The sequence below is a fragment of the Alcanivorax quisquiliarum genome, from assembly GCF_023051175.1.
In the GTDB taxonomy this organism is placed as follows: domain Bacteria; phylum Pseudomonadota; class Gammaproteobacteria; order Pseudomonadales; family Alcanivoracaceae; genus Isoalcanivorax; species Isoalcanivorax quisquiliarum.
In genome coordinates this window covers 474,795-500,954 of the sequence record NZ_JALKII010000002.1, presented here as the reverse complement: position 1 = coordinate 500,954, position 26,160 = coordinate 474,795, and the positions used below count along the sequence as shown (strand labels likewise).

General features: G+C 64.1%; 22 protein-coding genes. 11 read left to right on the top strand and 11 right to left on the bottom strand.

Annotation, left to right across the window (positions count from 1 at the left end):
* Positions 1 to 53 precede the first annotated feature (53 nt).
* Complete coding sequence (locus tag MU846_RS05230; RefSeq protein WP_246949603.1) at positions 54 to 1,166, top strand: AI-2E family transporter; 1,113 nt, start codon at positions 54 to 56, stop codon at positions 1,164 to 1,166.
* On the opposite strand, the gene MU846_RS05225 is transcribed toward MU846_RS05230, so the two are convergent.
* On the bottom strand, positions 1,151 to 2,023 hold the full coding sequence (locus MU846_RS05225) for a metal-dependent hydrolase (RefSeq protein WP_246949600.1): 873 nt from the start codon (positions 2,021 to 2,023) through the stop codon (positions 1,151 to 1,153). The genes MU846_RS05230 and MU846_RS05225 overlap by 16 nt on opposite strands.
* Positions 2,024 to 2,285: 262 nt before the next feature.
* Here MU846_RS05225 and dapF point away from each other — a divergent pair, with 262 nt between their 5' ends.
* Genes dapF through MU846_RS05200 form a run of 5 tightly spaced genes read left to right on the top strand, consistent with a single transcriptional unit; the run spans position 2,286 to position 5,896 of the window.
* A complete protein-coding gene (gene dapF / locus MU846_RS05220; RefSeq protein ID WP_371738653.1) occupies positions 2,286 to 3,140 on the top strand; it encodes a diaminopimelate epimerase in 855 nt (284 codons plus the stop codon).
* 30 nt (positions 3,141 to 3,170) lie between these two features.
* Positions 3,171 to 3,881, top strand: a complete 711-nt coding sequence (locus tag MU846_RS05215) for a DUF484 family protein (protein ID WP_246949596.1) — start codon at positions 3,171 to 3,173, stop codon at positions 3,879 to 3,881.
* Positions 3,874 to 4,836, top strand: a complete 963-nt coding sequence (xerC, locus tag MU846_RS05210; RefSeq protein WP_246949594.1) for a tyrosine recombinase XerC — start codon at positions 3,874 to 3,876, stop codon at positions 4,834 to 4,836. Before MU846_RS05215 ends, xerC begins: the two co-directional genes overlap by 8 nt.
* A 42-nt stretch (positions 4,837 to 4,878) precedes the next feature.
* Positions 4,879 to 5,586, top strand: coding sequence for an HAD family hydrolase (locus MU846_RS05205; protein WP_246949591.1), 708 nt, complete (start codon positions 4,879 to 4,881; stop codon positions 5,584 to 5,586).
* Positions 5,579 to 5,896 carry a YqcC family protein gene (locus MU846_RS05200; RefSeq protein WP_246949589.1) on the top strand — a complete coding sequence of 106 codons (318 nt, stop codon included), beginning with the start codon at positions 5,579 to 5,581 and terminating at the stop codon, positions 5,894 to 5,896. Before MU846_RS05205 ends, MU846_RS05200 begins: the two co-directional genes overlap by 8 nt.
* Before the next feature lie 113 nt (positions 5,897 to 6,009).
* Here the strand turns inward: MU846_RS05200 and MU846_RS05195 are convergent, their stop codons facing one another.
* A complete protein-coding gene (locus tag MU846_RS05195; protein ID WP_246949574.1) occupies positions 6,010 to 7,035 on the bottom strand; it encodes a ChuX/HutX family heme-like substrate-binding protein in 1,026 nt (341 codons plus the stop codon).
* 171 nt (positions 7,036 to 7,206) lie between these two features.
* Positions 7,207 to 7,386 carry a hemin uptake protein HemP gene (gene hemP, locus MU846_RS05190; RefSeq protein WP_246949571.1) on the bottom strand — a complete coding sequence of 60 codons (180 nt, stop codon included), beginning with the start codon at positions 7,384 to 7,386 and terminating at the stop codon, positions 7,207 to 7,209.
* A 182-nt stretch (positions 7,387 to 7,568) separates the two neighbouring features.
* Here hemP and MU846_RS05185 point away from each other — a divergent pair, with 182 nt between their 5' ends.
* Both MU846_RS05185 and MU846_RS05180 read left to right on the top strand, forming a co-directional pair.
* Complete coding sequence (locus tag MU846_RS05185; protein ID WP_246949563.1) at positions 7,569 to 8,114, top strand: DUF6231 family protein; 546 nt, start codon at positions 7,569 to 7,571, stop codon at positions 8,112 to 8,114.
* Positions 8,115 to 8,179: 65 nt separating this feature from the next.
* Positions 8,180 to 8,872 (top strand): hypothetical protein, encoded by a 693-nt coding sequence (locus MU846_RS05180; RefSeq protein ID WP_246949560.1) that lies wholly within the window; start codon positions 8,180 to 8,182, stop codon positions 8,870 to 8,872.
* Between the two features lie 78 nt (positions 8,873 to 8,950).
* On the opposite strand, the gene MU846_RS05175 is transcribed toward MU846_RS05180, so the two are convergent.
* The 4 genes from MU846_RS05175 to MU846_RS05160 form a co-directional block, all read right to left on the bottom strand.
* Complete coding sequence (locus MU846_RS05175; protein ID WP_371738608.1) at positions 8,951 to 9,499, bottom strand: dihydrofolate reductase; 549 nt, start codon at positions 9,497 to 9,499, stop codon at positions 8,951 to 8,953.
* Positions 9,500 to 9,570: 71 nt separating this feature from the next.
* Entirely contained in the window at positions 9,571 to 10,404 is an 834-nt protein-coding gene (locus MU846_RS05170) for a thymidylate synthase (RefSeq protein WP_246949553.1), read from the bottom strand.
* Positions 10,401 to 11,222, bottom strand: a complete 822-nt coding sequence (gene lgt / locus MU846_RS05165; protein ID WP_246949545.1) for a prolipoprotein diacylglyceryl transferase — start codon at positions 11,220 to 11,222, stop codon at positions 10,401 to 10,403. The genes MU846_RS05170 and lgt overlap by 4 nt, the downstream gene beginning before the upstream one ends.
* 51 nt (positions 11,223 to 11,273) lie before the next feature.
* Positions 11,274 to 12,077 (bottom strand): sulfite exporter TauE/SafE family protein, encoded by an 804-nt coding sequence (locus MU846_RS05160; RefSeq protein WP_246949515.1) that lies wholly within the window; start codon positions 12,075 to 12,077, stop codon positions 11,274 to 11,276.
* Positions 12,078 to 12,158: 81 nt separating this feature from the next.
* Here MU846_RS05160 and MU846_RS05155 point away from each other — a divergent pair, with 81 nt between their 5' ends.
* On the top strand, positions 12,159 to 12,914 hold the full coding sequence (locus tag MU846_RS05155) for an NRDE family protein (protein WP_246949510.1): 756 nt from the start codon (positions 12,159 to 12,161) through the stop codon (positions 12,912 to 12,914).
* Between the two features lie 9 nt (positions 12,915 to 12,923).
* Here MU846_RS05155 and MU846_RS05150 read toward each other — a convergent pair whose 3' ends face one another.
* The 3 genes from MU846_RS05150 to MU846_RS05140 form a co-directional block, all read right to left on the bottom strand.
* Positions 12,924 to 13,598 (bottom strand): hypothetical protein, encoded by a 675-nt coding sequence (locus MU846_RS05150; protein ID WP_246949507.1) that lies wholly within the window; start codon positions 13,596 to 13,598, stop codon positions 12,924 to 12,926.
* 129 nt (positions 13,599 to 13,727) lie between these two features.
* Complete coding sequence (ptsP, locus tag MU846_RS05145; protein ID WP_246949504.1) at positions 13,728 to 15,995, bottom strand: phosphoenolpyruvate--protein phosphotransferase; 2,268 nt, start codon at positions 15,993 to 15,995, stop codon at positions 13,728 to 13,730.
* Positions 15,996 to 16,019: 24 nt separating this feature from the next.
* Positions 16,020 to 16,532 (bottom strand): RNA pyrophosphohydrolase, encoded by a 513-nt coding sequence (locus MU846_RS05140; protein ID WP_246949501.1) that lies wholly within the window; start codon positions 16,530 to 16,532, stop codon positions 16,020 to 16,022.
* Positions 16,533 to 16,660: 128 nt separating this feature from the next.
* Here MU846_RS05140 and MU846_RS05135 point away from each other — a divergent pair, with 128 nt between their 5' ends.
* Both MU846_RS05135 and MU846_RS05130 read left to right on the top strand, forming a co-directional pair.
* The gene (locus MU846_RS05135) at positions 16,661 to 17,314 is read left to right on the top strand and encodes a histidinol-phosphatase (protein ID WP_246949499.1); all 654 of its coding nucleotides are present in this window, start codon (positions 16,661 to 16,663) and stop codon (positions 17,312 to 17,314) included.
* 82 nt (positions 17,315 to 17,396) lie between these two features.
* Entirely contained in the window at positions 17,397 to 18,443 is a 1,047-nt protein-coding gene (locus MU846_RS05130; RefSeq protein ID WP_246949484.1) for an imelysin family protein, read from the top strand.
* Between the two features lie 549 nt (positions 18,444 to 18,992).
* Here the strand turns inward: MU846_RS05130 and MU846_RS05125 are convergent.
* Complete coding sequence (locus MU846_RS05125) at positions 18,993 to 26,090, bottom strand: autotransporter outer membrane beta-barrel domain-containing protein (protein WP_246950207.1); 7,098 nt, start codon at positions 26,088 to 26,090, stop codon at positions 18,993 to 18,995.
* Between the last annotated feature and the right edge of the window lie 70 nt (positions 26,091 to 26,160).

Sequence of the window (26,160 nt, the reverse complement as noted above, 5' to 3'; positions counted from 1 at the left end):
CAGCCGCCGAGCCACCCAGAATCCGGCAGTGCCCATCATGCAAGGAGAGCCGAATGTCGACCGCAACAGTGCAACACCGTGCCTTTATCGTGTTGCTGATTCTGGTGACACTGGCGTTCTTTGCCTTGCTGGCGCCGTTCTTCGGCGCCGTGCTGTGGGCCGGCATCTTCGCCATCATCTTCATGCCGCTGCAAAACCGCATCCAGGCGAAGATGCCCCATTCCCCCACGCTGGCCAGCCTGTGCACGCTGGCCATCTGCATTGTCGTGGCGATCATCCCGCTGACCGCGATCACGTTGTCACTGGTTCATGAAGGCACCAGCCTCTACCAGCGTATCCAGAGCGGCGAGCTGGATTTCGGCGCCTACCTGGATCGGCTGCGCGAGGCCGCCCCGCGTGTCGAAGCGCTGCTCGGGCGAATCGGTGTGGATTTCGCCGAGGTTCGCGAAGGGCTGAAAAGCGTCGCCACAACCAGCAGCAAGGCGCTGGCACGCAACGCGGTGAATATTGGCCAGCTTTCGGTCAGTTTCCTGATCGGCTTTGCGATCATGCTGTATGTGCTGTTTTTCCTGTTGCGTGACGGCAACCGGCTGGCGCGGCAGATTCGCGATGCCATCCCGCTTTCGGAGGCGCACAAGCAGCGCCTGTTCCGCAAATTCGGTGAAGTGGTCCGCGCCACTATCAAGGGCAACGTGCTGGTGGCCCTCATTCAAGGCGCACTGGGCGGTCTGATCTTCTGGATACTGGGGATTCAGGGTGCGCTGCTATGGGGCGCTCTGATGGCGATTCTATCGCTGCTGCCCGCTGTGGGCGCCGCACTGATCTGGCTGCCGGTGGCCGTCTATTTTCTGCTCACCGGCAGTATCTGGCAGGGTGTCGTGCTGGTCATCTTCGGGGTCGGGCCAATCGGCCTGGCCGACAACCTGCTGCGCCCGCGCCTTGTGGGCCAGCAAACGCAATTGCCGGATTATCTGATTCTGGTAACAACACTGGGCGGCCTGGCGCTGATGGGCATCAGCGGCTTTGTGATTGGCCCGTTGATCGCGGCGCTGTTCATTGCGGTGTGGGATTTGTCACTGAACGAATTCAGTGACCGCCGGCCGCCAGCACCTGAAACGGCACCGGCAGCGGCGGACGAACGCAGCGACGGTCAGGCCGCAGGCTGAGCCAGCTCGGGGCGGTTGAGCATTTTTGCCAGCCGCTTCAGGCCAGCTTCGCGCAGCGCCCGGCTATCCTGTTGAGACGGATGGAAATCGCGGCGGTAGTAGGACAAATAGGCCGGGCCCAGCCGCCGTAGCCAGCCCGGCTTGCCGACCAGCCAGTTGATCCCGCGCAGCACCGAGCGCAGATCGCGCTTGTCGTCCATGCCGGCGCGCAGCTGGAAATAATGAAAGATGGTGAAGCCCAGAAACTCCAGCGTGGTGACGGCCATTTCGCTGGTGCGCGTCCAGTAACCACCTTCCTGATCCTGGTAAACATCAAACGCCACGGATTTATGCTCGCTTTCTTCCACCGCATGCCACAGCCACAGCGGCAGTACACGCTCGTCCATGCCTTCGAGCATCTCCGGGAATTCGAGAATGGTCTCGGCCAGCATCGCGGTGAAATGCTCCAGCGCGCAGGTCTTCGCCAGCTGGCGTTTCGGCGACAGGAACTTGCCCTGCCACTTCAGCCCGCGCCTGACAAAATCCTCGACCTTGCTGGCGGGGATGCCACGCGCTTCCAGGAAAGCATTGAAGGCTTCGTGTTCGTTGCCGTGGTGCGCTTCCTGGCCGATGAAACCTTTCACCTCTTCCTTCAGCTTGGGATCGGTGATGTGCGGCTGGTAATGGCGCACCGAGCGCACAAAAAACCGCTCCCCTTCCGGGAAGGTGCACGACAACGCGGATAGCAGCAATGTCTTGAACTGATCCCCGCCGACCCAGTAGCGCGGAACGCCTTCGTCAAATTCGAAATCCATGCGGCGCGGCTGAATGTCGCTCTGATTGGTTCGGCGTGGCGCCAGGTTGGCTTTGGCATTCATGATCGTGGGCTCCAGAAAAACAAGGCATACCGGTACAAAAAGCCGGCAAAGCAGGTACTTGCCAGTATCGCCGCCCGCGACCCGGGACGTGAGTGCCGTTTGTGCCAAATTCCCGGCGCCCCAGCCAACACGGTGGCCGGAAATGAGCCGGCTCAGCGTCGAAACCGCGCTTTTTACGCGACGGTGCTGCGGCGGCGCCACGCTGGCCGGGCGCCCGGCCAGCGCCTACAATGCTCCCACCAGCCACTGCCGCGGACCTTTCATGGATCTGAAATTCACCAAGATGCACGGCTTGGGCAACGACTTCATGGTGCTCGACGGCATCCGCCAGTCCCTGCCGGAAGAAGGCCCGCCGCTGCCAGCGGAAACGCTGCGGCGGCTGGCCGATCGCCATCTCGGCGTCGGTTTCGACCAGCTCTTGCTGGTCCAGCCGGCACGAGGCGATGCGGATTTTCGCTACCGCGTGTTCAATGCCGATGGCAGCGAGGTGAGCCAGTGCGGCAACGGCGCACGCTGCCTCGCGCAGTTCCTGCGTGACGAAGGGCTGACGCCGAAGCACGAAATCCGGCTCGAAACGGCTGGCGGGCAAATGATGCTGCGCCTGACCGACGATGGCCTGGTGACCGTCAATGTCGGCCCGCCCCGCTGGGCACCGGCCGACGTTCCTTTCCACGCCAGCAGCGAAGCCGATACCCATATTCTGGTAGCCGGGCAGAATGCCTACGAAGTCTCCGTGGTCGGGCTGGGCAATCCGCATTGCGTCATGCTGGTGGAAAATGTCGAGAATGCTCCGGTTGCCAGCGTTGGCCCGCTGCTACAGAGCCACCCTGATTTCCCCGAGCAGGCCAATGTGGGCTTCATGCAAATCGTCGATCGCTCACGCATCCGGCTGCGTGTGTTCGAGCGCGGCTCAGGTGAAACCAGAGCCTGTGGCTCGGGCGCCTGCGCGGCGGTGGTGTGCGGCCAGCGGCGCGGCCTGCTCGATGACACTGTCACCGTGGAGCTTGGCGGCGGCACCTTGCGCATCCATTACGACGGCAGCGGCGGCATTCTGATGACCGGGCCGGCGAGCCGTGTCTATGAGGGTGTCATCCCCGAGCCCCTGCTCACGCCATGATATCCTCGGACGCTTTCGGAGAAGCAATCCATGAGTGAACACCGGCTCAACGGCGATCAGGTGGCCGCCTGGTTACGCAACCACCCGGATTTCTTTCAAGGCCGGCAGGAGCTGCTGGAGCTGCTGCAACTGCCGGACCCACGCGGCGAAGCCGTCTCCCTGCTTGAGCGGCAGGCGCAAATCCTGCGCGAGCGGAATCACGACCTGCGAGAACGCCTCAACGCCCTGCTGTCGGTGGCTCGCGACAACGATCAACTGTTCGAGAAAACCCGCAAACTGGTGCTCACGCTGATCGAAGCTCGCGCCCCGGAAGCGATGTTTACGCAGCTCATAGCACAGCTGCAAAACGATTTCGGCGCCGATACCGTCTCCCTGCTGGTTTACGATCGCGATCTGGATCTCACCGGCGAATTGCGCAGCCAGGTGCGCTGCCTGGCCGCTGACGATCTGCACCAGGCCCTGCAAGCACTGCTGCGCTCGGGCAATGCCATTTGCGGTGTGCTGCGCGATGTCGAGCTTGAGCAGCTGTTTCCGCAGCAGGCCGAGGCGGTCAAATCCGCCGCCATGGTGCCGCTTGAGTGGCAGGGCCGGCAGGGGCTGCTGGCCATCGGCAGCTTTGATCCGCTGCATTTTCGCAGCTCGCTGGGCACCTTGTTCATCACTCATCTGGGCGATGTGCTGAGCCGCCGCATGCACGATCTGCTGCGCAACTACCCCCGTCTGGAGGCGCGACGTGCCTGATAGCGCCAGCGCCGCCGAGGGCTTCGCTGCCGGCTGCGCCGCGTACATCGAGCATCTGCGCGTCGAGCGGCGCCTGTCCGAGCACACCTGCACCAACTATCGTCGTGATCTGAAAAACGCCGCCCGCTTGCTGCAAGAGCGCGGCATCAGCGGCTGGGCCAGTGTGGGTGCGCAGGATGTGCGCCAGGTCATCGCCACCCTGCATCGCCGTGGCACCGGCGGCAAAAGCCTGCAACGGCTGCTTTCAAGCCTGCGCGGCCTGTTTCGCTATCTGTTGCGCGAGAATCTGGTGCGGGACAATCCTGCCCTTGGCATCAGCGCACCGAAAAGCCCGCGCCGCCTGCCGCGCACGCTGGATGCCGAATCCGCCAATCAGCTGCTGGATCACAGCGCCCGCAACGACGACCCGCTCGCCCAGCGCGATCACGCCATGATGGAGCTGTTCTATTCTTCCGGCCTGCGCCTGGCGGAGCTGGTGAGCCTGAATCTGGAAAGCATTGATCTCGCCGACGCCAGCCTGATCGCCACCGGTAAAGGCAACCGCACCCGCCACCTGCCCATTGGCGCTCCGGCGCTGGCGGCACTGCGCACCTGGCTGCACGCACGGGCGCTGCTGGTGCGCGATCCCACCGAACGAGCGCTGTTCGTCAACCGCTTCGGGCAACGCCTCACGGGCCGCTCGGTGCAACAGCGCCTCAAGGCCCGCGCCCGTGATGCCGGGCTGGATCAGCCACTGCATCCGCATATGCTGCGCCACTCGTTCGCGACTCATTTGCTGGAGGCCAGCGGCGAATTACGCGCCGTTCAGGAGCTGCTCGGGCACGCCAACCTGGCCACCACGCAGATATACACCCATCTGGATTTTCAACATCTGGCGCGTGTTTACGACGGCGCTCACCCGCGCGCCCGGCGCAAGGCGGCAGACCCGGAAAGCCCGGAACGCCCGGAAAGCTGACGCCATTTCGCTTGCCGCAGGCGCCGCGCTATCATGTGATCCATGGCCAAGATAAAGCTCATCACCTTCGACCTGGATAACACCCTGTGGCCAGTGGACGAGGTGATTCGCCGGGCGGAGCAGCAATGCCGCACCTGGATCGAAGACAAGCACCCGGACGCCGCCGCACTCATGACGGTGGCCAAGGTTCGTGCCATCCGGGATCAGTTATTGCGCGATGACGCACGCTACCTGCACAACCTGACCGCCCTGCGGCGCGATGCTCTGGCGCGTGGCTTTCGCGATGCCGGCTACAGCGACGCCGAGGCAATCCGTGTCGCGCAGCAGGCGTTCGATGTGTTTCACGAGGCACGCAATCAGGTAATGCTGTTTCCCGGCGCCAGAGAAATTCTCACCCATCTGGCCGACCGCTACATTCTCGGCGCGCTGACCAACGGCAATGCCGATCTGCGTCTTATCGGCCTTGCCGATCTGTTCGCGTTTCATCATTCGTCGGAAACCATTGGCCGCCGCAAGCCGGAGCCGGACATGTTCCTGGCGGCATTGAAATCGTCTGGCAGCCGGGCGGATCAGGCGCTGCACATTGGCGATCACCCGCTGGAAGATGTCGGCGCCGCGCTGGAGCACGGCTTTGGTGCCGTGTGGGCCAACCTGCTCTCGCAGCGCTGGCCGCAGGAATTGCCCGAGCACCCGCACCGCATCCAGACTCTCCCTGAACTTCGTGACCTGGTGACCTTGCTCGATGCCTGATGCCACAGTGGTAAAACATCTGCTCGACGAACTCGAAGCCACGCTACGCGACCTCGGCAGCTGGCACCAGCCGCCGCCGGCACCCGCCGCCTTCGAAAGCCAGGTGCCGTTCAGTGCCGACACCATGGCCTTTACCCAGTGGCTGCAATGGGTATTCATCGCCCGCTTCCGGGCGCTGCTTGAGGGCGGGCGCCCACTGCCGAGCCGCTGCCAGATAGCGCCGATGGCAGAGGAGGCCCTGCGCGGGCTGGAGTGCGACACGGCGCCGGTGCTGGCCGTGCTGGCCCGCATTGATGCGCAGTTCGATTGATCGCCCGGCCAAGACCCGGCGACCCGCCAGCGCGAGCATAAAAGAGCAAGCCGCGACCACCTCGAAGACGCCCGGCTACTGCGCGAACGCTCGGCAAAGCCGGCAAAGAAACCTCAGCCGCCCGCCTCCGCCAGCGCGGCGCCGTCTGGCGGCAACAGGCTATCGGCCAGCAACGTCCGCCAACTTGGCAGCTCCAGCCTGCCCCGACTGCGGCCACTACTGATAGTGAGCACCCGCTCTCCCGCAGTGTCGAACAGCTCCACCGTGGTCACCACACCGTCGGCGGACGGCTTGCGCACCCGCCACACCGACGCCACTTCACGCATGGCGAGGCTGAAGCGCATCCCCGCCCGGCAGAGCGACAACCTGTCGCCTTGCCACACCGGCAGCGGCAGCATGCCCTCGAAACGCTGCACGCAACCTTTATTGCCACAGCGCAAGCTCAACGGCGTCTGTCGTAGCGCGCCGAGCGTCAGCAGCGCCGATACGCTGTCCAGGCTCACCGGCCGGGCAAACTTGTCACGCACCAGCCGGTAGGCGCGCAGCCGGCGCAGCCCGTGGCGGCGCAACAGCGCGGCAAAATCCTGTGGTTCGCGCAGCACCGACCAGCCTTGCTCCAGCGCGGCAAGATTCACCCGCCCGGCATCCAGTGGCGTCGGCGCCGGGTGCGGGCGCGGCAATAGCGTCTGATCGGGATGCAGCATGGCGCAGACGAGCTCTTCAAACGCGTGCCGGCCGCTGCCGCCAGGCACATGCAACTGGCATTGCAGTGCGCCGTGGGCATCGAAAAAGAGCAAGGTGCCCGCGCCAATGTCGCCGACCGGCGCCAGCACGGCCAGCGCCAGCGCCCACTGGCGCGGAAACACTTCCATGGTGACCGCCCCTTGCCGCAAGCGGGCTACACCGCAATGGCTGCTGTAAGCCAGCCGCTGGTAGCTGGTGGTCTGGCGCAGCACGCAGGCACGATTGCAGGTGCCGGCCTCCAGGCTGCCGAACCGATACAGGCTTTTCAGCAGCGCTGTGGGCTCATCCTGGAGCCGCAACACACGGTCGCCCAGCTGAGACAGGCAAGTACCGAGTGGCGCCGGCCACTGGCTTGATTGCAAGGCATCAATTCTGGATACGGTATTCATCGCCATCGGCCTCGTGCGCAATTGAACGGATCAAGTGCGGACTGGCTGGCTGCTTGCGCGGGCTGGCTGATCCGTCAGGGGAGAAACACAGGGCGGGCGCTGGCCGGTTCGCCAGTTGTGGCAGCCCGCCGGTACCACAGGCAGAGCCGGGAGGCATCTGCCGAAAAACCATTTGCTCTATTTGGTCAGGATCAGTTTGCCCGCCGCCGTGCGGCGCAATTGATACAGGCCGCCCTGATGCTGAATCCAGAGCAGGCCGTTTTCGTCCAGCAGCGCACGGCTGTTTACGCGCCCATCGCGCACCGTGAGATGGCGCTGATGCCGGGCCGGGCGCTGCGGTGTGCTGGAGCCGGACATGGTCACCTCCTGTCGTAACCCTGACCATAGTGAGAACGATTATCATTAGCGAACTAGCTGCCGTCAAGCCCTTCCTGATCTTTTCAGCGCCCCCCGATCGCCACGGCGCCTCTTCAATCACAGTCACTTCAGCAGCCACACCAATTGCAGCTACTTCTTATAGCCACTTCATCACCGCCATCATGCGGCGTTACACTCACCGCATGACCGCTCCCGATCACCATCCTCTTTCGCTTGCGAGCAGTGCGATACACGCTCTCGCCGGCCTGCTGGACGAGCGCCGCCCGGCCTCGGTGCTGGTGCTGAGCCTCAATCCGCTACCCGCCGTGGCGCAGTGGTGCGCAGCGCACGGTGCCTCTCTGACGTCACTGGCCACACTTGATCCCGGCACCGCGCTCACCGGCCTGGGCCGCTTCGATCTGGTCGTGGTGGCCGATCAGCTGGAGTACATGAGCGCAGCCCAAGGCACGATCCTGCTCGGCACGCTGCGCAACCTGCACAGCAGCAGCCTGGCCGTGCTTTATCAGCCGGCGCTTGCTCCCGAGGCACTGCGCTGGCCGCCCAATGCGTTTCTCGCGCTCGGCCTGCATCGCGCGGCCGAATTTCAACAGGCCGAGCGGCACATGACGCTCTATCGCTACGAGCTGGATAGCTACAATTTTCACCGCACCTGGAACACGCCGGAGCATTGGGCCAACCCGCAGTACTGGGGGCGCTACTGGTGGTAAGCGGCTGCACGCAGCGCAAGGAGCCAGTACACTTGCGTGCCTGATCCCATCACCTCGGAAATTCGATGATTGCCCAACGTTTACAGGAGAGCCTGCGCTTCTGGTGGCAGTATCTGACTGCCCTGCTGCTGGTCACCGCGCCCTTCGCCGTGAGCGGCGAATTCGTGCAGTGGGGTTTCGGCCCGGCCTTGAGTGCCGACGAAAGCGGCCTGCATATCGGCCATTTGTCGGCCTTGCTGCTGTTACTGTTGCGACCGTTTGCCGAAGGCGCCGTGATGGCGCAGCTGGTGGCCATCGAAGGCGGCCGCCCCCGTGGCCTGGGCGATTGCCTGATGTTCTGTGTGCGTGCCGCGCCGACGCTGCTGGCCACCTTCCTGTTTCTCGGCGTGCTGGTGTATCTTGGCCTGATGTTGCTGATTTTTCCCGGCGTCTGGCTGTATGCGCGCCTCTGCCAGGCGCCGTTTATCGCCGTGCTGGAAGGGCAGACACCGGTGCAGGCCTTGCAGGAATCGTTCCGCCGCACCCAGACAGATCAGTGGCAGATACTGCTGGCCGTGACGCTGGCATACATGATGGTGCTGCTGGTGACAAATACGTTTGGTGTGCTGGTGCTGAACCTGCTGGGCGACCAGAAAATTTCGACCTTGCTGATCGCTCTGGCTACCAGCCTGCTCAGTGCCATGCCGACGGTGCTGATCTTCCGCTACTACGGCCTGCACCGGCCGTCAGCGCCGCCCACCGATAACGGCCACGGCTGAATATTGTTGCTGCGCTTCACCCACTGCCTCCGGCGTTATTCACGCGGCGTTGCGGGGCAGTGAACCGGCGCTGCGGCATCATTGCCGCTCGTAGATGACGAAACTGTAGTCGTACTGATTTGGCGGCGCGGCGGTAAAATGATCGCGCCCCACCTCGCGCCATTGGCTGGCATCAACGGTCGGGAAAAACGCATCGCCTTCGACCGCTGCATGCACTTCGGTGACGTACATGCGCCGGGTTCGCGGCAATGCCTGGGCGTAGATTTCCGCGCCACCAATCACCACAGCTTCATCCACACCATCAATCAGCGCGATATTCTCCGCCAGCGTCAGCGCGTCATCCAGTGACGGCACCACTCTTGCGCCTTCTGCCAGATAATCGGCCTGCCGCGTAATAACAATATTGGCGCGGCCCGGCAACGGCCCCTTGAGAGACTCCCAGGTCTTACGCCCCATGATGATCGGCTTGCCCATGGTGGCCTGCTTGAAATATTTCAGATCACCGGGCAGATACCAGGGCAACTTGTTGTTGCGCCCGATGCAGCCGTTTTCTGCCTTGGCGACGATCAGTGATATTTTCATCAGGCTGCTCTCTTCGTATCGTTTCCTTCGCGCCACTTTCTTCATGCCGTCGCGTCGGGCTTCTCTCGCTCGGTGGTGCGGACCTGACAAGGCTCCCACACCGTCTCGCGCCCACCTCAGATCGCCACCGGCGCCTTGATATGCGGCTGTGGATCGTAACCGGTCAGTTCGAAATCCTCGTAGCGAAACGCAAACAGATCGCGCACTTCAGGGTTGAGTTTCATGGTCGGCAAGGGCCCTGGTGTGCGTGACAATTGCAGATCGGTCTGCTCAAGATGATTGCTGTAAAGATGCGCGTCACCCAGCGTATGCACAAATTCACCGGGCGCCAACCCGCACACTTGCGCCATCATCAGGGTGAGCAAACTATAGGACGCAATATTGAATGGCACGCCAAGAAAAATATCGCCACTGCGCTGGTAAAGTTGGCAGGAGAGCTTGCCGTCGGCCACATAAAACTGGAACAGGCAGTGGCAAGGCGGCAGCGCCTGCCGGCCCAGCACGGCATTCTGCTCCGGTGAAATAGCCGGGTCAGGCAACACACCGGGATTCCAAGCCGATACCACCAGCCGGCGTGAATCCGGGTTGCGGCGAATTTCCGCCAGCACTTCGCTGATCTGATCGATCACGCGGCCATCATGTGTTTTCCAGCTGCGCCACTGTTCACCATACACCGGCCCCAGCTCGCCACTTTCGCTGGCCCATTCATCCCAGATGGAGACACCGTTTTCCTTCAGGTAACGGATATTGGTATCGCCTTTGAGGAACCATAGCAGCTCGTGAACAATGGATTTCAGATGCAGCTTCTTGGTCGTCAGCACCGGAAAGCCCGCAGCCAGATCAAAACGCATCTGATAACCGAACACCGCGCGCGTACCGGTGCCGGTGCGGTCGTTTTTTTCCACGCCGTGATCACGCACATGGCGCAGCAATTGCAGGTACTGTTTCATCGTGCCTTTACTCCCGCCCGGCTCTCTCCTGAGCCCGGCCGCTCTTGTCGATAGGCCCAGATCATCATGGCCGTTCCGGCTACCACCATCGGCAGCGACAGCAGCATACCCATGGTCAGCCAATCGAAAGCAATGAATCCCATATGTGCATCCGGCTCGCGGAAAAATTCGCCGATGATGCGCGCCGTGCCGTAACCCACACCAAACAGGCCCGTCACTGCGGCCGCCGGACGCGGCTTCGCGGAATAAAGCCACAGCACCACAAACAGCAACAGCCCTTCCATCAATGACTGGTAAAGCTGAGAGGGGTGGCGCGTGATCTGTAATGGATCGGCAGGAAACACCATCGCCCAGGGCACGTCGCTGGCACGGCCCCACAGCTCGCCATTGATGAAGTTGCCGATACGCCCGGCGCACAGCCCGATCGGCACCATCGGTACGATAAAATCCGCCACCTCGAAATAACGCTTGCCGGCCTTGCGGGCAAACCAGCCGAACGCCAGCAGCACACCGATGGCGCCACCGTGGAAAGACATGCCGCCCTCCCACAGTTTCACGATGGACAGCGGATCACTCACGAAACCGGAGAAATTATAAAACAGCGTGTAGCCGATCCGGCCGCCAAGGATCACGCCCAGCGCACTGTAAAACACCAGATCGCTGACCTGCTGCGGTGTCCAGTGGCTGCCCGGCTGCCTTGCCCGGCGTAGCCCCAGCCACCACGCGGCAACGAAGCCGAACAGATACATCAGCCCGTACCAGTGAACCTGCAACGGGCCCAAGGCGATCGCTACGGGGTCGATTTGCGGGTATTGCATAGGCGAGTTCCTTGGCAGAAAACACCAGGCGCGCCGCCTGGCGATGGGAAGTCAGCTCAACATCAGCCGCAGGCCGATGATAAACAGCACAACGGCGAAAATCCGCTTCAGTGTTTTGGCGGGCAGACGATGCGCCAGACCCGCCCCGACGCGCGCCATCGGATAGCTGGCCAGGCCGATACCGATTGCCGCCGGCAGATAAACGTAGCCCAGACTGCCCGTGGGCAGCGCCGGATTGCCCCAGCCGGCGATCACGAAACCGACGCCGCCAGCCAGCGCGATCGGCAGGCCACAGGCGGAGGATACCGCGACGGCCTCCTGCATTCGCACCCGGCAAGCGTTCAGCAACGGCACCGTCAGCGAGCCGCCACCGATGCCGAACAGGCTCGATACCAGGCCGATGCCGCTACCAGCTGCCATCAGCGCCGGCGTAGGCAGCAGCCGCTCGGGTTCATCGTGATGCAATGCTCGGCGGCTGCTGGTGAACATTTGCAGCGAGACAATAATCGAGAACACGCCGAACAACTGTATCAGCCGTGGCCCGGACAACCAGTCCGCCACGAAAGCGCCCACGAAGGCGCCGAGAATGATGCCGCTGCTGAGACGGTACACCAGTGGCCAGCGCAAGCTGCCGCGCTGATGGTGAGCACGAATGGCGCCGACCGAGGTGACGATGATGGTAGCCAGCGATGTCGCCACCGCGATCTGCATCATCTCGTCACCGATCCCCCACAGGTGGAACACCAGTAACAGGCCGGGCACAATCACCACGCCGCCGCCCAGCCCCAGCGCGCCGCCAAGCAGCCCTGAGAGCACACCCAGCAGCACGTAAACCGGAAACAACTCGATGGCCACGCAAGCCCTCCCGTAAAGGATGTTATGCTAGGCGCTGTCGTGGCGCTTTGCACCCCACACAGGGGGTAACGGGGTTTTTCCATGTGTATCGTCTTGTTTGCCTGGCAGTACCACCGGGAATTTCCCCTGCTTGTGGCGGCCAACCGTGACGAATTTCACCGACGGCCGGCCCAGCCGGCACGCTGGCGTGACAATGTGTTTTGCGGCCTCGACCTGACCGCTGGCGGCACCTGGCTTGGCATCACGCGTGACGGCCGCTTTGCAGCCGTCACCAACTTCCGCGAGCCTGTCGCCGCTCAGGAACGCGGCCCGCTGTCGCGGGGTGCGCTGCCGCTGGATTTTCTACAAAGCGACATCGCGCCTCAGGATTACGCCGAGGATGTTGCTCGCCGGCAAGCAGATTTCGGCCCCTTCAATCTGCTGGTCGGCGATACCGGAAACCTGTGGTATCTCAGCAATCGGGGTGCGTCGCCGCAGCCGGTGCCGCCCGGCGTTCACGGTTTGAGCAACGGACTGCTGAATACCCCCTGGCCGAAAGTGCAACGGGGCAAGAAGCGCCTCGGCGAACTGGCTGCTGCCCGACCGGAGCCGGATCAGCTGCTCACGCTGTTGAAGGATGAATGGCGCCCGGATGATTCCAAGCTGCCTGCCACCGGGGTTGGTCTGCCGTTGGAGCGGCTGGTGGCGCCGATCTTCATTCGTTCGCTGGAGTATGGCACCCGCGCCAGTACTGCCGTGAGCCTGGATGCCACGGGTGCAGTGGCCGCCGTGGAACAGAACTGGGGGCCGGACGGCGAGCCGCTCGGCCCGCCACGGGATAGCCGCCAGCCGGCGTGATCGCGCGGATCAGCCGCGCTGCCGGATGATCTCGGCGTAATGGCCCATGAAACGCTGCAACTCGTCGTTGCTCAAGCCTCGCAGCACTTTTGCGTTCACCGCCTGTAACGCCTTGCGGCTGCCCTCGACGCCCATATTGAGTGCCTTCTGAGTGACGAAGCCGACTTTTACCAGCCGCGTCTGGGCTACGAAAATATTGTCCAGAATCTCGTTGGTGAGCTGATCCATCACCTGCGCCACCAGCGCGACCTCGCTCTGGCCCCGGCCGGCCTCGCACGCCTCTGCTGCACGCCGGAAATCATTCGCAAAACGCTCATCCACCGGGATGCTGATATACGCTTGCTGGCCGTTATCATCACCCGCCTGCCAGTACATCGCTTCGACATTGCGCACGATCGGCGCGAACTCGGCGTTGCTGACTTTCTTGTAGATCTGCCGGGTCAGCATATGCGATGCCTTGCTGGCCGTGGAGACGGCAAAATCGATCACCTTGCGCTGCGTATTGGACAAATCGGCCAGCTGTGCCGGCTCTTGCAGGAACAGGCCGAGCATGCGGTCGGTGAGGCGATCGACCATGGTAATGAAGGCCGTGGCACCATCGCCGTTGCGCGAGACAGCTCGCAGAAAATCTTCGGTGCTGTTCACCAGGGCCGGATTGGCCGGAATCGCCACCACGTTCTGCATTGTCGTTTCCCCGTTCAGGTCAGCTGGTGCCCGAATCGCCCGGGCAAACAGCCGCGCATGATAGCCAGCTGCGAGGGCGACACCAAAGGCCCGTTCAGGCCGAAATGGCGCCGGGCAACGGCCCGGCGGTCAAACACTGCGGCGATATTGCAGCAAATCCGCCAGCCCGGCGCGCTTGAGATGCAGATCCACATGCGCGGCGATGACCTCGCCGCTGTCCATGCCCAGCACCTCCTGCAACAGCTGCCGGGCACTGCTCAATGCCACCTGACGAATCGCTGCCTTCACGCGGAGCAGGTTCGCCGCGTTCATCGACAACGCTTCAAAACCCATCGCCATCAGCAGCACCGCCGACGCCGGCTCGCCTGCCATTTCGCCACACACGGACACCGGCTTGCCTTCCTCATGCGCCGCCTCGACCACATGCATCAATGCCTGTAGCACCGCCGGATGGAACGAATCATACAGATCCGCCACCTGCTGATTATTGCGATCCACGGCCAGCAGATACTGGGTCAGATCGTTGGTGCCCACCGACAGGAAATCCACCCGCTGTGCCAGTGCTTGCGCCTGATAAACCGCAGCCGGCACTTCGATCATCACGCCGACCGCCGGCAGTGACACATCAAAGCCCTCTTCCCGCAGCTCCATCCAGGCCCGGTGGATCAGGTATTGCGCCTCCTCCACCTCGAACACGGACGTCACCATCGGCAGCAGGATGCGCAAATTGTCCAACCCCTGGCTGGCCTTGAGCATGGCCCGCACCTGCACCATGAACAGCTCTGGGTGATCCAGCATCACGCGGATGCCGCGCCAGCCGAGAAACGGATTGTCTTCATGGATCGGAAAATACGGCAACCCCTTGTCGCCACCGATATCCAGCGTGCGCATGGTCACGGCATGCGGGGCGAATGCCTGCAACTGCTCGCGGTAAATCTGCCGCTGTTCTTCTTCGGCCGGAAAGCGATCCCGCATCATGAAGGGGATTTCCGTGCGATACAGCCCCACGCCTTCGGCACCGCGCTCCAGCGAGCGGGAAATATCGGTCAGCAGGCCGGTGTTCACCTGCACCTGGATGCGATGGCCATCCAGGGTCTGTGCCGGCAATTCACGCAGCCGCTCAAGGCCGGCCTGAAGCGAACGCTCCTCCGCGATAAGCTGCTCGAACTGCTGCCGCAAATCGGCTGACGCATGCGCGATCACTCGCCCGCGAAAGCCATCCACGATCAACTCCTGCCCGTCGAGCTGCTTCAGCGGCAGGCTCTGCACGCCTACCACCGTGGGGATGCCCATGGCCCGCGCCACAATCGCCATATGCGAGTTGCGCGAGCCCACCGAGGAGGCAATGCCGCGCACGCACCCCTGCGGCACCTCGATCAGCATGGTGGGGGTGATTTCTTCGCCGATCAGGATCGCATCGGCCGGATAATCCCGCGCCAGCCGGTTTCGGCTTTGCAATTCCGCCAGCACACGGCGGCCCAGATCACGCACATCGGCCGCCCGCTCGCGCAGGTATTCATCGTCCATCAGCTCGAAGTTGCGCACGTGCGCTTCGATCACCATCCGTAGCGCGCCCTGCGCCCACTGGCCTTCGCGTATCTTGCTCGCGATCTCGCCAGCCAGCGCGTGTTTATCGAGCATGCGCAGATACACCTCGAACAGTGCCTGCTCCTCGGCGCCCAGCCGGCCGCGAGCACGCTCGCTCAAGGCGCGCACATCACTGCGCACCCGCATCAGCGCGGCTTCCAGCAGAGCCACTTCAGCTTCCACATCGGCGGCGGGGCGATCTGGCACCGCCGCCAGATCAGCTGGCGGGAACAACAGCACGGCGGTGCCGATGGCGGCTCCCGAGGCGCCCAGCGCACCGTCGTAAATCTTCGGCAGCCCGGCCTGAGAGCCGAGGCTTTCCAGCGCGCCGCTGGCACGGGCCTTCGCCACCGCCGCAGAGAGCTGCGCCGACAGCGTGACCAGAAAAGCCTCCTCCCCTTGATCAAAGCGCCGCGCATCGCGCTGCTGTACCACCAACACACCCAGCACGCGGCCATGGTGCATTACCGGCACGCCCAGAAAAGCGTGGAACGGGTCTTCGCCGGTTTCCGCCAGATAGAGGAATTTGGGATGCCGGAAGGCGTCTTCGAGATTGAGCGGTTCGGCACGCTGGCCCACCTGGCCGACCAGCCCCTCGGTCAGCCCCAGGCTGGCGCGCCCGATTGCCTCGCGGCGCAAGCCCTCGGAGGCCATCAGCACATAGCGCTGCCCGGCCGCATCCAGCAGATAGATCGAGCATACTTCGGTGCCCATGGCATCACGTACCCGGGCGGGCATCAGATCCAGAGCGCTCTTCAGGTCGGCGGCGCTGTTCACTTCCTGAACGATCCGCCGGAGTGTATCGAGCATGTGCGCCTGCCTTGACGGCCAGTGTCAGAGTTTGAGAGAGGCTTGGCGCTGTACAACCGGCGCCAGTTCCTTCAGCGCGCGGGCATAGACGCCGCGCTTGAAATGCACCACCTTGCGAATCGGATACCAGTAATTCACCCAGCGCCAGGCCTGAAATTCCGGCGTGCCGCTGCGGGCCAGATCAATGCGTTCTTCGTCGCTCATCAACCGCAACAAGAACCACTTCTGCCGCTGACCGATACACTGGCGGCCCAAAGCGTCTTCCGGACGGCGCCAAAAGCGCCGTGGCAAGCGGTAGCTCAGCCAGCCCTGCGTCGAGGCGAGCACCTGCACATCGCTTTCGGTCAGCCCGACTTCTTCTTCCAGCTCCCGATACAGCGCCTGCTCCGGCGTTTCGCCGGGCAGTAGCCCACCTTGCGGGAACTGCCAGGCATCCCGATTGCCGATCCGGCGGCCCCAGAAGACCCGCCCGTCGTCACCGATCAGGATAATGCCGACATTCAGCCGGAAACCCTGTTCATCAATAATGCCTGTCATCTTTTCGCCTGCATGGCCACGCCATCATTAAACCCGCGTGGCGGGCGCCGATCAACGCGAGCATTTTAATCCCGCTTTGCTATTCTAGCGGCCTTTCCCTGACGTGACCCCATGTTGCCGGAGATTCCATGACACTTGCCATTTTCGACCTCGACAACACCCTGATCGCCGGGGATTCCGATCACCTGTGGGGCGAATACCTCGTCAGCCAGGGCATCGTCGACGCTGAAGGCTTCAAGGCCACTAACGACCAGTTCTACGAGGATTATCTGGCCGGCCAACTGGATATCCACGCCTATCAACGCTTCGTGCTGAAAATCCTTACCGAGCACCCGCTGGAGCAGCTACTGCGCTGGCGCGAGGCGTTCATGGCCCGGGAAATCGCGCCGCTGATGCTGCCCAGGGCCGCCGAGCTGCTGGCGCAACACCGTGCCCAGGGGCACTTCCTGCTGATTATCACCGCCACCAACGATTTCATCACCCAGCCGATCGCCGAGCAGCTGGGCGTGGATCACCTGCTCGCTACCACCGCCGGACAGGACGACAGCGGCTATACCGGCGACATCACCGGCGTACCCTGCTACCGTGAAGGCAAGATCACCCGCCTGGAAGCCTGGCTGGCGGACACCGGCCACGACCTCGCCGGCGCCTACTTCTACAGCGATTCGCACAATGATTTACCGCTGCTGAGAAAAGTGGACAACCCGGTCGCCGTAGACCCGGATCCAACACTGGCCGCCACCGCGCGGGAGCAAGGCTGGCCCATCATCAGCCTGCGCTGATACGCCGCGCCCGGCGCAATCCTGGGGGATAGCCGCGCCGGGCGGCGGTTTGTGACGACCATAAAGCGGACACCGAACCATCATGAAAGCTTGCCTGACACTGCTGCCTGCGGCCCTTGCCGTCTTGCTGCTGGCCGGTTGCGACCGGGAACCTGCACCGCAACCCGAACCTGCCGCCGTGGCAGCGCCCACTGAAGCGGCCGCCGAATACGCCGCGCTTGCCAGCGCTTACGAGGAAGAAAGTGCGCCGCAACTGCGGCGGCTGGTGGTCGCGGCGCCGGGCTTTCGTGAAGCCGTGGGGGCGCTGCTGAGGCAACCGGATGCAGCGCAACTGGAGGCTGCGCAGAATGCCTGGGCGCTGCTCTACAGGCATTTCAGCCGAGCCTGGCCAGTGCTGGCCAGCCGTGCCGCGCTGACGCCGCAACTGGCGCCGCCGCTGGCGCGGGCAGATATCTGGCCGATCCTGCCCGGTTACGTCGATGCGGTGCCCGGCTGGCCGGAAAGCGGCATCGTCTACGATGTCACGCTGACGCTGGACACGGAAACCCTGCTGGCGCAACAGGACATGACCGATCCGGCGGAGGTCAGCGTCGGCCTGCAAGTTCTTCATCAATTGCTGGCCGGTGTGCCCGAAGCGCCCCGCGCCGCGCTGGATCTCACCGCCGTGACCGAGTTGCTGCCCAGCCACCAGCTGCCGTTGCGCGAGTTGCCGGAAAACCGCCGCCGCAGCTATCTCGATGTCGCCAGCGCGCTGCTGCTGGAAGATCTCACACTGCTGATCCAGCCCCGCGAGGCGCCGACCCCGGAGCAACTGGTCGCCGCACTGTTGCAAGCGCTGGCCGACGCCCAGCTGCGGCTGGCGAAACTGGCCGCCTATGCAGACGCCGGTGATCCCGGTGGCGGCGAATACATGGCCCCGCAAGCCCATCAGATCGCCAGCACCGAAACCAGGGCAGCGGTGGATGTATGGTTTGATCCACAAACCCCTCAAGGCGCTGCACTGGCAGCCGTGCTGGAAGCAGTGGCACCGGACTACGCCGGCGAGCTTGCCGCTCTGCTCACGGAAGAACCGCATGATCACGCCGCGCTTGCACGCCTGCTCTCGGCGCCGCCCGTCGGGCTGTTCTGAGGCGGGCACTGCGTTGGCGCACGCCGGCTGAACGCTCGCCAGCGATAGTTTTTTTCTCTCGGCCCGGCGGCGCTTATGGCCACCACATCATCGTCCCGGCCTGCGGGCCGGGCTTTCCAGCACTCACGTGTGCCTCTGCACCATAGCCCCTGTGTCAATGCCGGCGCGTAATAGAAAACCCCGGCATCTTCGAATTACCTCGACCAACGCCCAGAGCGCAGCATCAGACGCCACTCATTCCGGCCTTTGCGCCGGGCGCTTCAGCGAGGAATTGCCGGTGTGTTCATAGGCTCTGATATTTAACGGCACTTTTATTTGAAGATATTTGAAGACACTGCCATTTGAAGGCATCGTCATTTCAAGGCACCGTCATTTGAAAGGACGGTGCCTTGCAAGGACTGTCATGCGAAGGCACTGTCATGTGAAGGTGCTGCCATGCAAAGACACTGCCATTCGCAGACACTGCCGCCCGAGGGGCAGCCCCGGATCAGGGCCGGGGCGATGGATCGGGGCGCGGAGCGCCGGGCTCTGGCGCGCCCGGTGTATCGTTCAAAACGCCAGGCTGATCTTCACCTGCCCGCCGTAATCGCGCGTGTGCTCGCTGGTGCGTGCGGTGCCCGCCATGCGCAGGGCAAAGCCGTTGTGGTTGAGCAGATCGACACCCGCCGCCACATCGTAGGCCAGATCATCCACCTGTTCCGTCACCGTAAAAGTGCCGGCGCCGCCTGGTGCTGCCGCGAGCGCCGCTGTCATGCGCGGCTTGTCGCCGGAGAGCATCGCCGTCACGCCGGCACGCAGGTAAGGGCGCAGCAGCAGGCTCTCGCCCAGCGCCAGCTCACCACCCAATTCCACCACTGGCGAGGCCGAGAAATAGGTGTGCGTATCGCCTTGCACGCGCAGCGCCATGCTGCCGCCCCGCTCGGTGTAGCCGGAGTGGCCGACATGGGTAGCGGCGATGCCGAGCATCGGCTTGAGGTACAGATCACCGCGCTGGAAGGCGCGGCTGGCAACGGCATTAGCGGCCAGGTAGCGCAGTTTCTGCGTGCCCTCCAATTGCTCGTTCGGCAGGCCCGGTACCGCTACGCTGCGCATCACATCCATGCGGGTGAGGCCGCCCGACAACGAGCCGGCAAAAACCGAGTTGCCGCGCTGTACCTTGAACACGGCGCCCAGATGAAAGCGCGTGCCGTCGGTTTTCATGCTGCGGTTGGCATCGCCACGCAGCTTGTCATAGCCCACCGCAAAGCCGGCAAACCGATGATTATCCAGCTCGGCCTGCACGCCATAGCCGAAAGAGGTCACATCCTGTTGCCAGGCGGGCAGTTCGCGGGTCGCATCACGGCGCGTATGCTCACGCTGCACACTCAGCCAGGCGCACTCCTGCTCGGCCACAAAACGGTTGTCGCCATCACTGCTGCGGCAACTGAGCATACGATTGGCAAAGCCCTGGCTGGCATACAGTGTGGTCACCTCGTTGGCCAGATAGGCTGAAGGCAACATCTGCCCCGCAACCTGTGCATAGGTTTCCTCATCGGGAATATGAAACAGCGCATTGACCACGGCATCCAGCTCCGGCGAGCCGCCGGCCAGCTGGATATTGTTGAAATGCGCGCCCATTGCGCTCTGGTTGCCGTTCAGGCCATCAACCTGAAAATCAATGCCGTAATCCAGCTGCAATGTCAGCCCATCGACGATGGAATAATCGAACTTTGCCACCGCCGAGATCGGGTGCAGGAAGGCCAGCCCGGCGTCATACAAACCGGTATCGGAGGCCGCGATCACCACCGAATGGGCACCGGGTGTCAGTTGCGTGATGTTGTGCACGCGCACATCCAGCTCGCCCGCAAGAGTAATGTCGCCTGTGGCATTGAGCCGGTCGGCTTCATCCAGCTCGCCTGTGCGCGCCAGATCCAGATCAAGCCCGAAATAACCGCTGCTGCCTTGCTGAAAACCGCCCGCCAGCTCACTGGTCATCACCACGCCGGCACCGCCCGGCTCGAAGCGGCCTTCATTGCGGAGTGTGTTGCCGCTCCCCAGCCGGACAATTTTTCCGGCATCAAACTGCGCGCCGGCAAAATTATTGAAGGCATTGTGCCCGGCGCCCAGATCGACGGAGCCGATGATATGGCCGTAGTTGTCGATGGTTTCGTTGCCACCGTGAAAATCGTTGGCCGGATCGCTGCCACTGGCGTAAATCGCCCGGCCGCCATGTACACCGTTGGCGGTCATGATGGTGCCGTGGTTGCTGACCACGTTATCCTGCCCGTCGAGCAGCCAGAGCCCGATGCCAACGTATTCCGCGTATTCGTCCGGATCATCGTTGACCACTGCGCTGCGGCCACCACGCACCAGGCTATCGGCGCCGGCGATATGGATGTGGATATTGCCGTTGCCATCCTGGCCCGCACTGTGGGCCAGCACCCCGGTCGCGCCCAGCCCGCGCAGCGGTTCGTCATCGGTGCCATCCGCATCCTCCAGCAACGCCGCCATCACCACCGCGCCGGCCAGCTCGACGGTAACGTCGCCACCAACACCTTGGCCACCGCTGCTTTGCGCAAACACGCCCTGCGCCGAATTGCCGCTGGCGACGATATTGCCATCGACCGACACATCCACCGCACCGCCGTCGCCGGCATCGCCATTGGAGCCGATATGCCAGGACAACCCGTTCAGCACTGGCTGCTCGTTGCCCAGCTCGCCGCGCACACCACCGCCGCCGCCGACAGACTGCGCAAAAACCCCTGCACTGCTGTCGCCCCGCGTGACGATATTGCCGGCCACACTCACATCGACTGCGCCGCCATCGCCGCCGTCGCCCGCAGCACGCCCCAGCGCCAGCCCCACACCGATACCGAAACCGAACTCGAAATCCGTATTCACACCCGGATCGTAGCCGATCAGCCCCAGCGGCTTGCTCAGGCCGGCACCGAACATGCGATCCACATTCCCGGCAATGCCACCACCGCCGCCGATGGACTGGGCAAAGATGCCGTGTGATGCCGTGCTCTGTGTTTCGATGGTGGCGCCGCCGTCCTGCCACACTTGTACGCGCTCGCCATCGCCGCCCGCGCCCCCTTCGCCGCCAAGGCCGACCTTGCCCATCAGGCCGATCACCGACAGGCCACCCGTGCCACCACCACCGCCAACGGACTGCGCAAAGATGCCGTTACTGTTGGCGCCGCGCGTCAGGATGCTGCTGCTGTTGTGCACCTGCACCTCGCCGCCATCACCGCTGGCGCCACCGTTGCCGCCCACCGTCACGCTGATGTCCTTGTAGAACGCCGTGTGGCTTTTCAACGGCGGGCCACCGGCAATGCCGTTGACACCGTTGCCACCGATGCCGCCACCGCCGCCGATGGATTGCGCAAAAATGCCGTCTGCGGTGTCGCCCAGCGTCACGATGCTGCCGGTATTGATGACATCAACCCGGTCACCATCGCCACCCGCACCGCCAAACCCGCCCACATTGGCCGTCAACGCCATGTTGTTGCCGGAGTTGTTGATCTCGCACAAACCCGGCACGGTGCATTTGCCGCCGTACACCACATTCATGCTGTTGGCGCGGCCGCCGATGCCGCCGCCACCGCCTACCGACTGCGCAAAAATGCCGTAGCCGCCGATCCCCGTGATATAGGTGACGCCCTCCACCTCCACTTCGCTACCCGTGATGATGCTGCCGCTGTTCTCCACCTGTACCGCGCCGCCATGGTTGCCGCTGCCACCTTCGCCGCCTACCGAGGCGGCGATGTTGTAAGTGGCGGCCTTGGGCCCCGACGTATCGGCAATGCCCAACAACCCGGTATAGGCATCGCCGCCGTCGCCGCCACCGCCGCCCACCGACTGCGCGACAATGCCCATCGCGCTGTCATCGTGTACACGAATGTTGCCAGCGTTGGTGATTCCCACCAGGCCGCCCAGGCCACCATCGCCGCCCCAGCCACCCACACTGGCGCCCACATTCAGCGACCGGCCGCTGCCGGCAACATTCACACCACCATAGATCGCCAGGCCGCCCCGGCCACCGCCACCGCCCACCGACTGCGCCTCGATACCGTGCGCGCCCAGGCCGAAGGTGGTGATGCTGGCCCCGGCCAGATTCAGCACCTCGACACGCCCGCCCGCATTCCCAGTCCCCCCGTCGCCACCGATCGCCAACCCGATCTCGGCCGAGCTGTCCTGGCTTTTGCCGATCTGCCCGGTGACCGCCAGGCCACCATTGCCGCCACCGCCGCCAATCGACTGCGCCAGAATGCCCAGTGAACCTTCACCTCGGGTGATTACCTCGCCCGCATTGCTCACCTGCACCGTGTCACCCACGCTGCCCGTGCCACCTTTGCCACCGATGGCAACGCCTACCTGCCCGGCGTTGCCGGATATCGTCACCGTGCCACTGACCGCAAACCCGCCACTGCCGCCGCCACCACCAATGGATTGCGCCAGAATGCCGTTGGCCTGGTCACCGTCGGTCATGATCCGGGAGCTGCTGTCCACGCTGACCGTATTGCCGGTGCCGCCGTCACCACCACTGCCGCCGATGGCGAGCGAGGCACTGACGTTGGTGCTGGTGTTGCCGCCCAGCCCGGCGGCCAGCGCCAGGCCGAAGCCGGCATCGCCACCGCCGCCACCGATGGACTGCGCATGGATGCCGTCGGCGCCGTCACCGAATGTATGTAGCGCCTCGCCGCTGCTGGTCAGCGATACCGCGCCGGCATCACCGCCAGCGCCACCACTGCCGCCGAGCGCCATGGCGAAGCTCATGCCCTGCCCGAGCGCCAGTGCACCGGCCCCGGCAAAACCACCGGTGCCACCCCCGCCGCCCACCGATTGCGCAAACAGCGCGTGCGCGCTGTGCCCGGTGCGGCTGATCTCGCCATCCTGCTCGCTGCGGCTGCCGGTTTGCACCGAGCCGGTGTTATCCAGCACCACATCGCCGCCCCGGCTGGCCGTGCCACCGGCACCGCCGATGGCCACGGAAGCCCCCACCGCCGGGATGCTTTCAATGGATATCGCGACCGTCGCGGCGATGGCAGAACCGCCGTTGCCACCGCCGCCACCCACCGACTGTGCCAGCACGCCATAACTCAGATTACCGGTGGTCATCACCGTGCCGTGATTGGTCAGTGACACATCACCCGCATCACCGCCGCCGCCACCAGAGCCGCCCACCGCTGCGGCGGCCGACATCACACCGACCGCCGCCCCGAGTGCAAAGCCGCCATTGCCGCCACCGCCGCCAATGGACTGTGCGATCAGGCCGAATGCATTATCGCCGCCCGTCAGCACCTGATTGTGGTTGGTGAGCAACACCTCGCCACCCCTGCCGCCGCCTGCACCAGATCCGCCCAGCGCCACAGAAGCCGAACCACCGCCGACGCTGCCGGCGAGCGCCATGCCGCCGTTGCCGCCGCCACCACCCACCGATTGCGCCAGCACGCCGTGGGCGCCTTCGCCCGAGGTATGGACCCGGTAAGCGTCATCGTCCTCACCCAGCACCACGCTGACATCACGGCCATGTCCGGCGTACGCACCGCCGCCCCCCAGGCTGACGCTACCTGTAAGCGAACCGCCGCTGACCGCCGCCGAGAAACCGCCGTTGCCGCCCCCACCACCAATGGACTGCGCCAACATGCCGAACGACATCACGCCCTGCGTCACGATATCGCCCAGCAGATTTACATTGACCGCGCCGGCGTGGCCGCCCTCGCCACCCGAGCCACCGAGCGCCACCGCGATCGATGTGCCGCCGGAGACCGCCCCGGCAATGGCGCCGCCGCCGCTACCCCCACCGCCGCCAACAGATTGCGCGAAAATACCGTAGGCATGATCGCCAGTCGTGCTGACCACGCCATGCTGGTTGACGGTTACTCCGTTGGCGCTGCCGCCACGCCCACCGCTGCCGCCCATGGCCACGCTGGCGCTGAAAAGGGGATCGACACTGCCCGCCACCGCCATGCCGCCATTGCCGCCCCCGCCACCGATGGACTGCGCCTGAATGCCATGCGCCTGATGCCCGCGCGTTTCTATGAGGCTGCTGCCCAGATCAGCCAGCGTCTGCTGCGCAGCAAGCCGATTGATCACGACACCGCCGCCATTACCGCCCAGCCCACCGGCCCCGCCCAGCGCCACCGAGGCAGAGCTGCCACCGGACACCGCGTTGCCGCCGTTACCGCCACCGCCGCCAATGGATTGCGCCAGAATGGCGACCGCGCCGTCTGCGCCGGTCTGCACCGTGCCGGTGTTGCTCAGCGCAACGAGGCTCGCACCGCCACCGGAGCCGCCCCGGCCGCCGACGGAGAACAAGCCGCCCGCGCTACCGCCGTTGCCACCCCCACCGCCGATGGATTGCGCCAGAATGCCGTAGGCATCCAGCCCGTGCGTCACCACCGTGCCCACGTTGGCGACGGTAATCGCGCCACCGCTGGATTCCCCGCCACCATTGCCGCCCAGCGCCACCAGCCCGCCGGAGCTACTGCCAGAACCAGCGCCTGCGCCGACACTTTGTGCAAAAATGCCGTGCGCCGCCTCGCCGTGTGTCGTGATTTCGCCGTAATTACTGACGCTGACGTCACCAGCATCACCGCCGTTGCCGCCCTTTTCGCCCAACGCCACGGCGCCCGACGGGCGCCCGCCGTTACCGCCATCGCCGCCGGTGCTGTAAGCAAATACCCCGTGCCCGCCCTTGCCGTAGGTCTGCAACACCGCGCCGGTATTGAGCAGTACGGCGACGTCGCCGCCTTTGCCACCGTGCCCGCCCGAGCCAGCGCTGGACGCAAACAGCCCGAAAGAACCGCCGCCGTTGCCACCTGCGCCGCCGACACTGGACGCCCGGATGCCGTAGGCATCATCGCCGCGCACGATAATTTCGCCGCTATGATTCACCGCTACCGAGCCTGCATTGCTGCCGCCGCGCCCACCCCGGCAAGAGGTGTAGAAGAGGTAGTTGGTGCAGCCACCATTGCCCCCTCGCCCACCCGCCGAGCTGATGGTGATGCCGTGGTTGCCATCGGTTTCAAAGGCGGCATGATGGTTGATGGTCAGGCTGCCGCTGACAGCGCCGCCATCGCTACCCACCGGGATGTTTTCCTCCAGCAGATAAGCCGCCAGCGCCTCACCATCGCCGAAACTGCGCAGCGTTTCGCTGGCGTTGGCCAGCTCGAATCGCTCATCGGGCAGCACTCGCAAGTAATAACCGTCGATCACCACCGGGTTGCCATGCTCGTCCGCCAGCACTTCCCAGTCATCAGTGCCATCGGGTTCGCCGGCATCGCCATCGTGATCGAACATCACTGTCTGGTCGCCGTAGTCGATCACCTCGATTTCATTGGTGCCCTGGCCGCCGGATTCGCGCAAGACGATGCCTGCCACGCCTGGCAACACAGCTGTGGCGCCCGCTCCCGCGTTCACAGTGACCGATTTGATTGCCGTGTTGGCGCGCTCGATACCGGCTTCCGGCAACCCCTGGCAAACAAGGTTCGGCCCACTGGTCGCGCAATCGGCGGCTGCGGAGGAAGCGCCCAGAGAAGTGAACAACAGCATCGCCCACTGGCGGCGGCTGCACCGCAGCCGTCGAGCGGCAAGATGCGCCACTGCCAGATGACGCCAGGCGCGCCAGCAGTGATCGAGAACAGGTATGTGGATGCGTGGCATGGTTTCTTCCCCCAATGATGGCCGTGGACAGGGGAAGGCCGGCTCCGATGGCCGGCATCTTGCGCGCTGG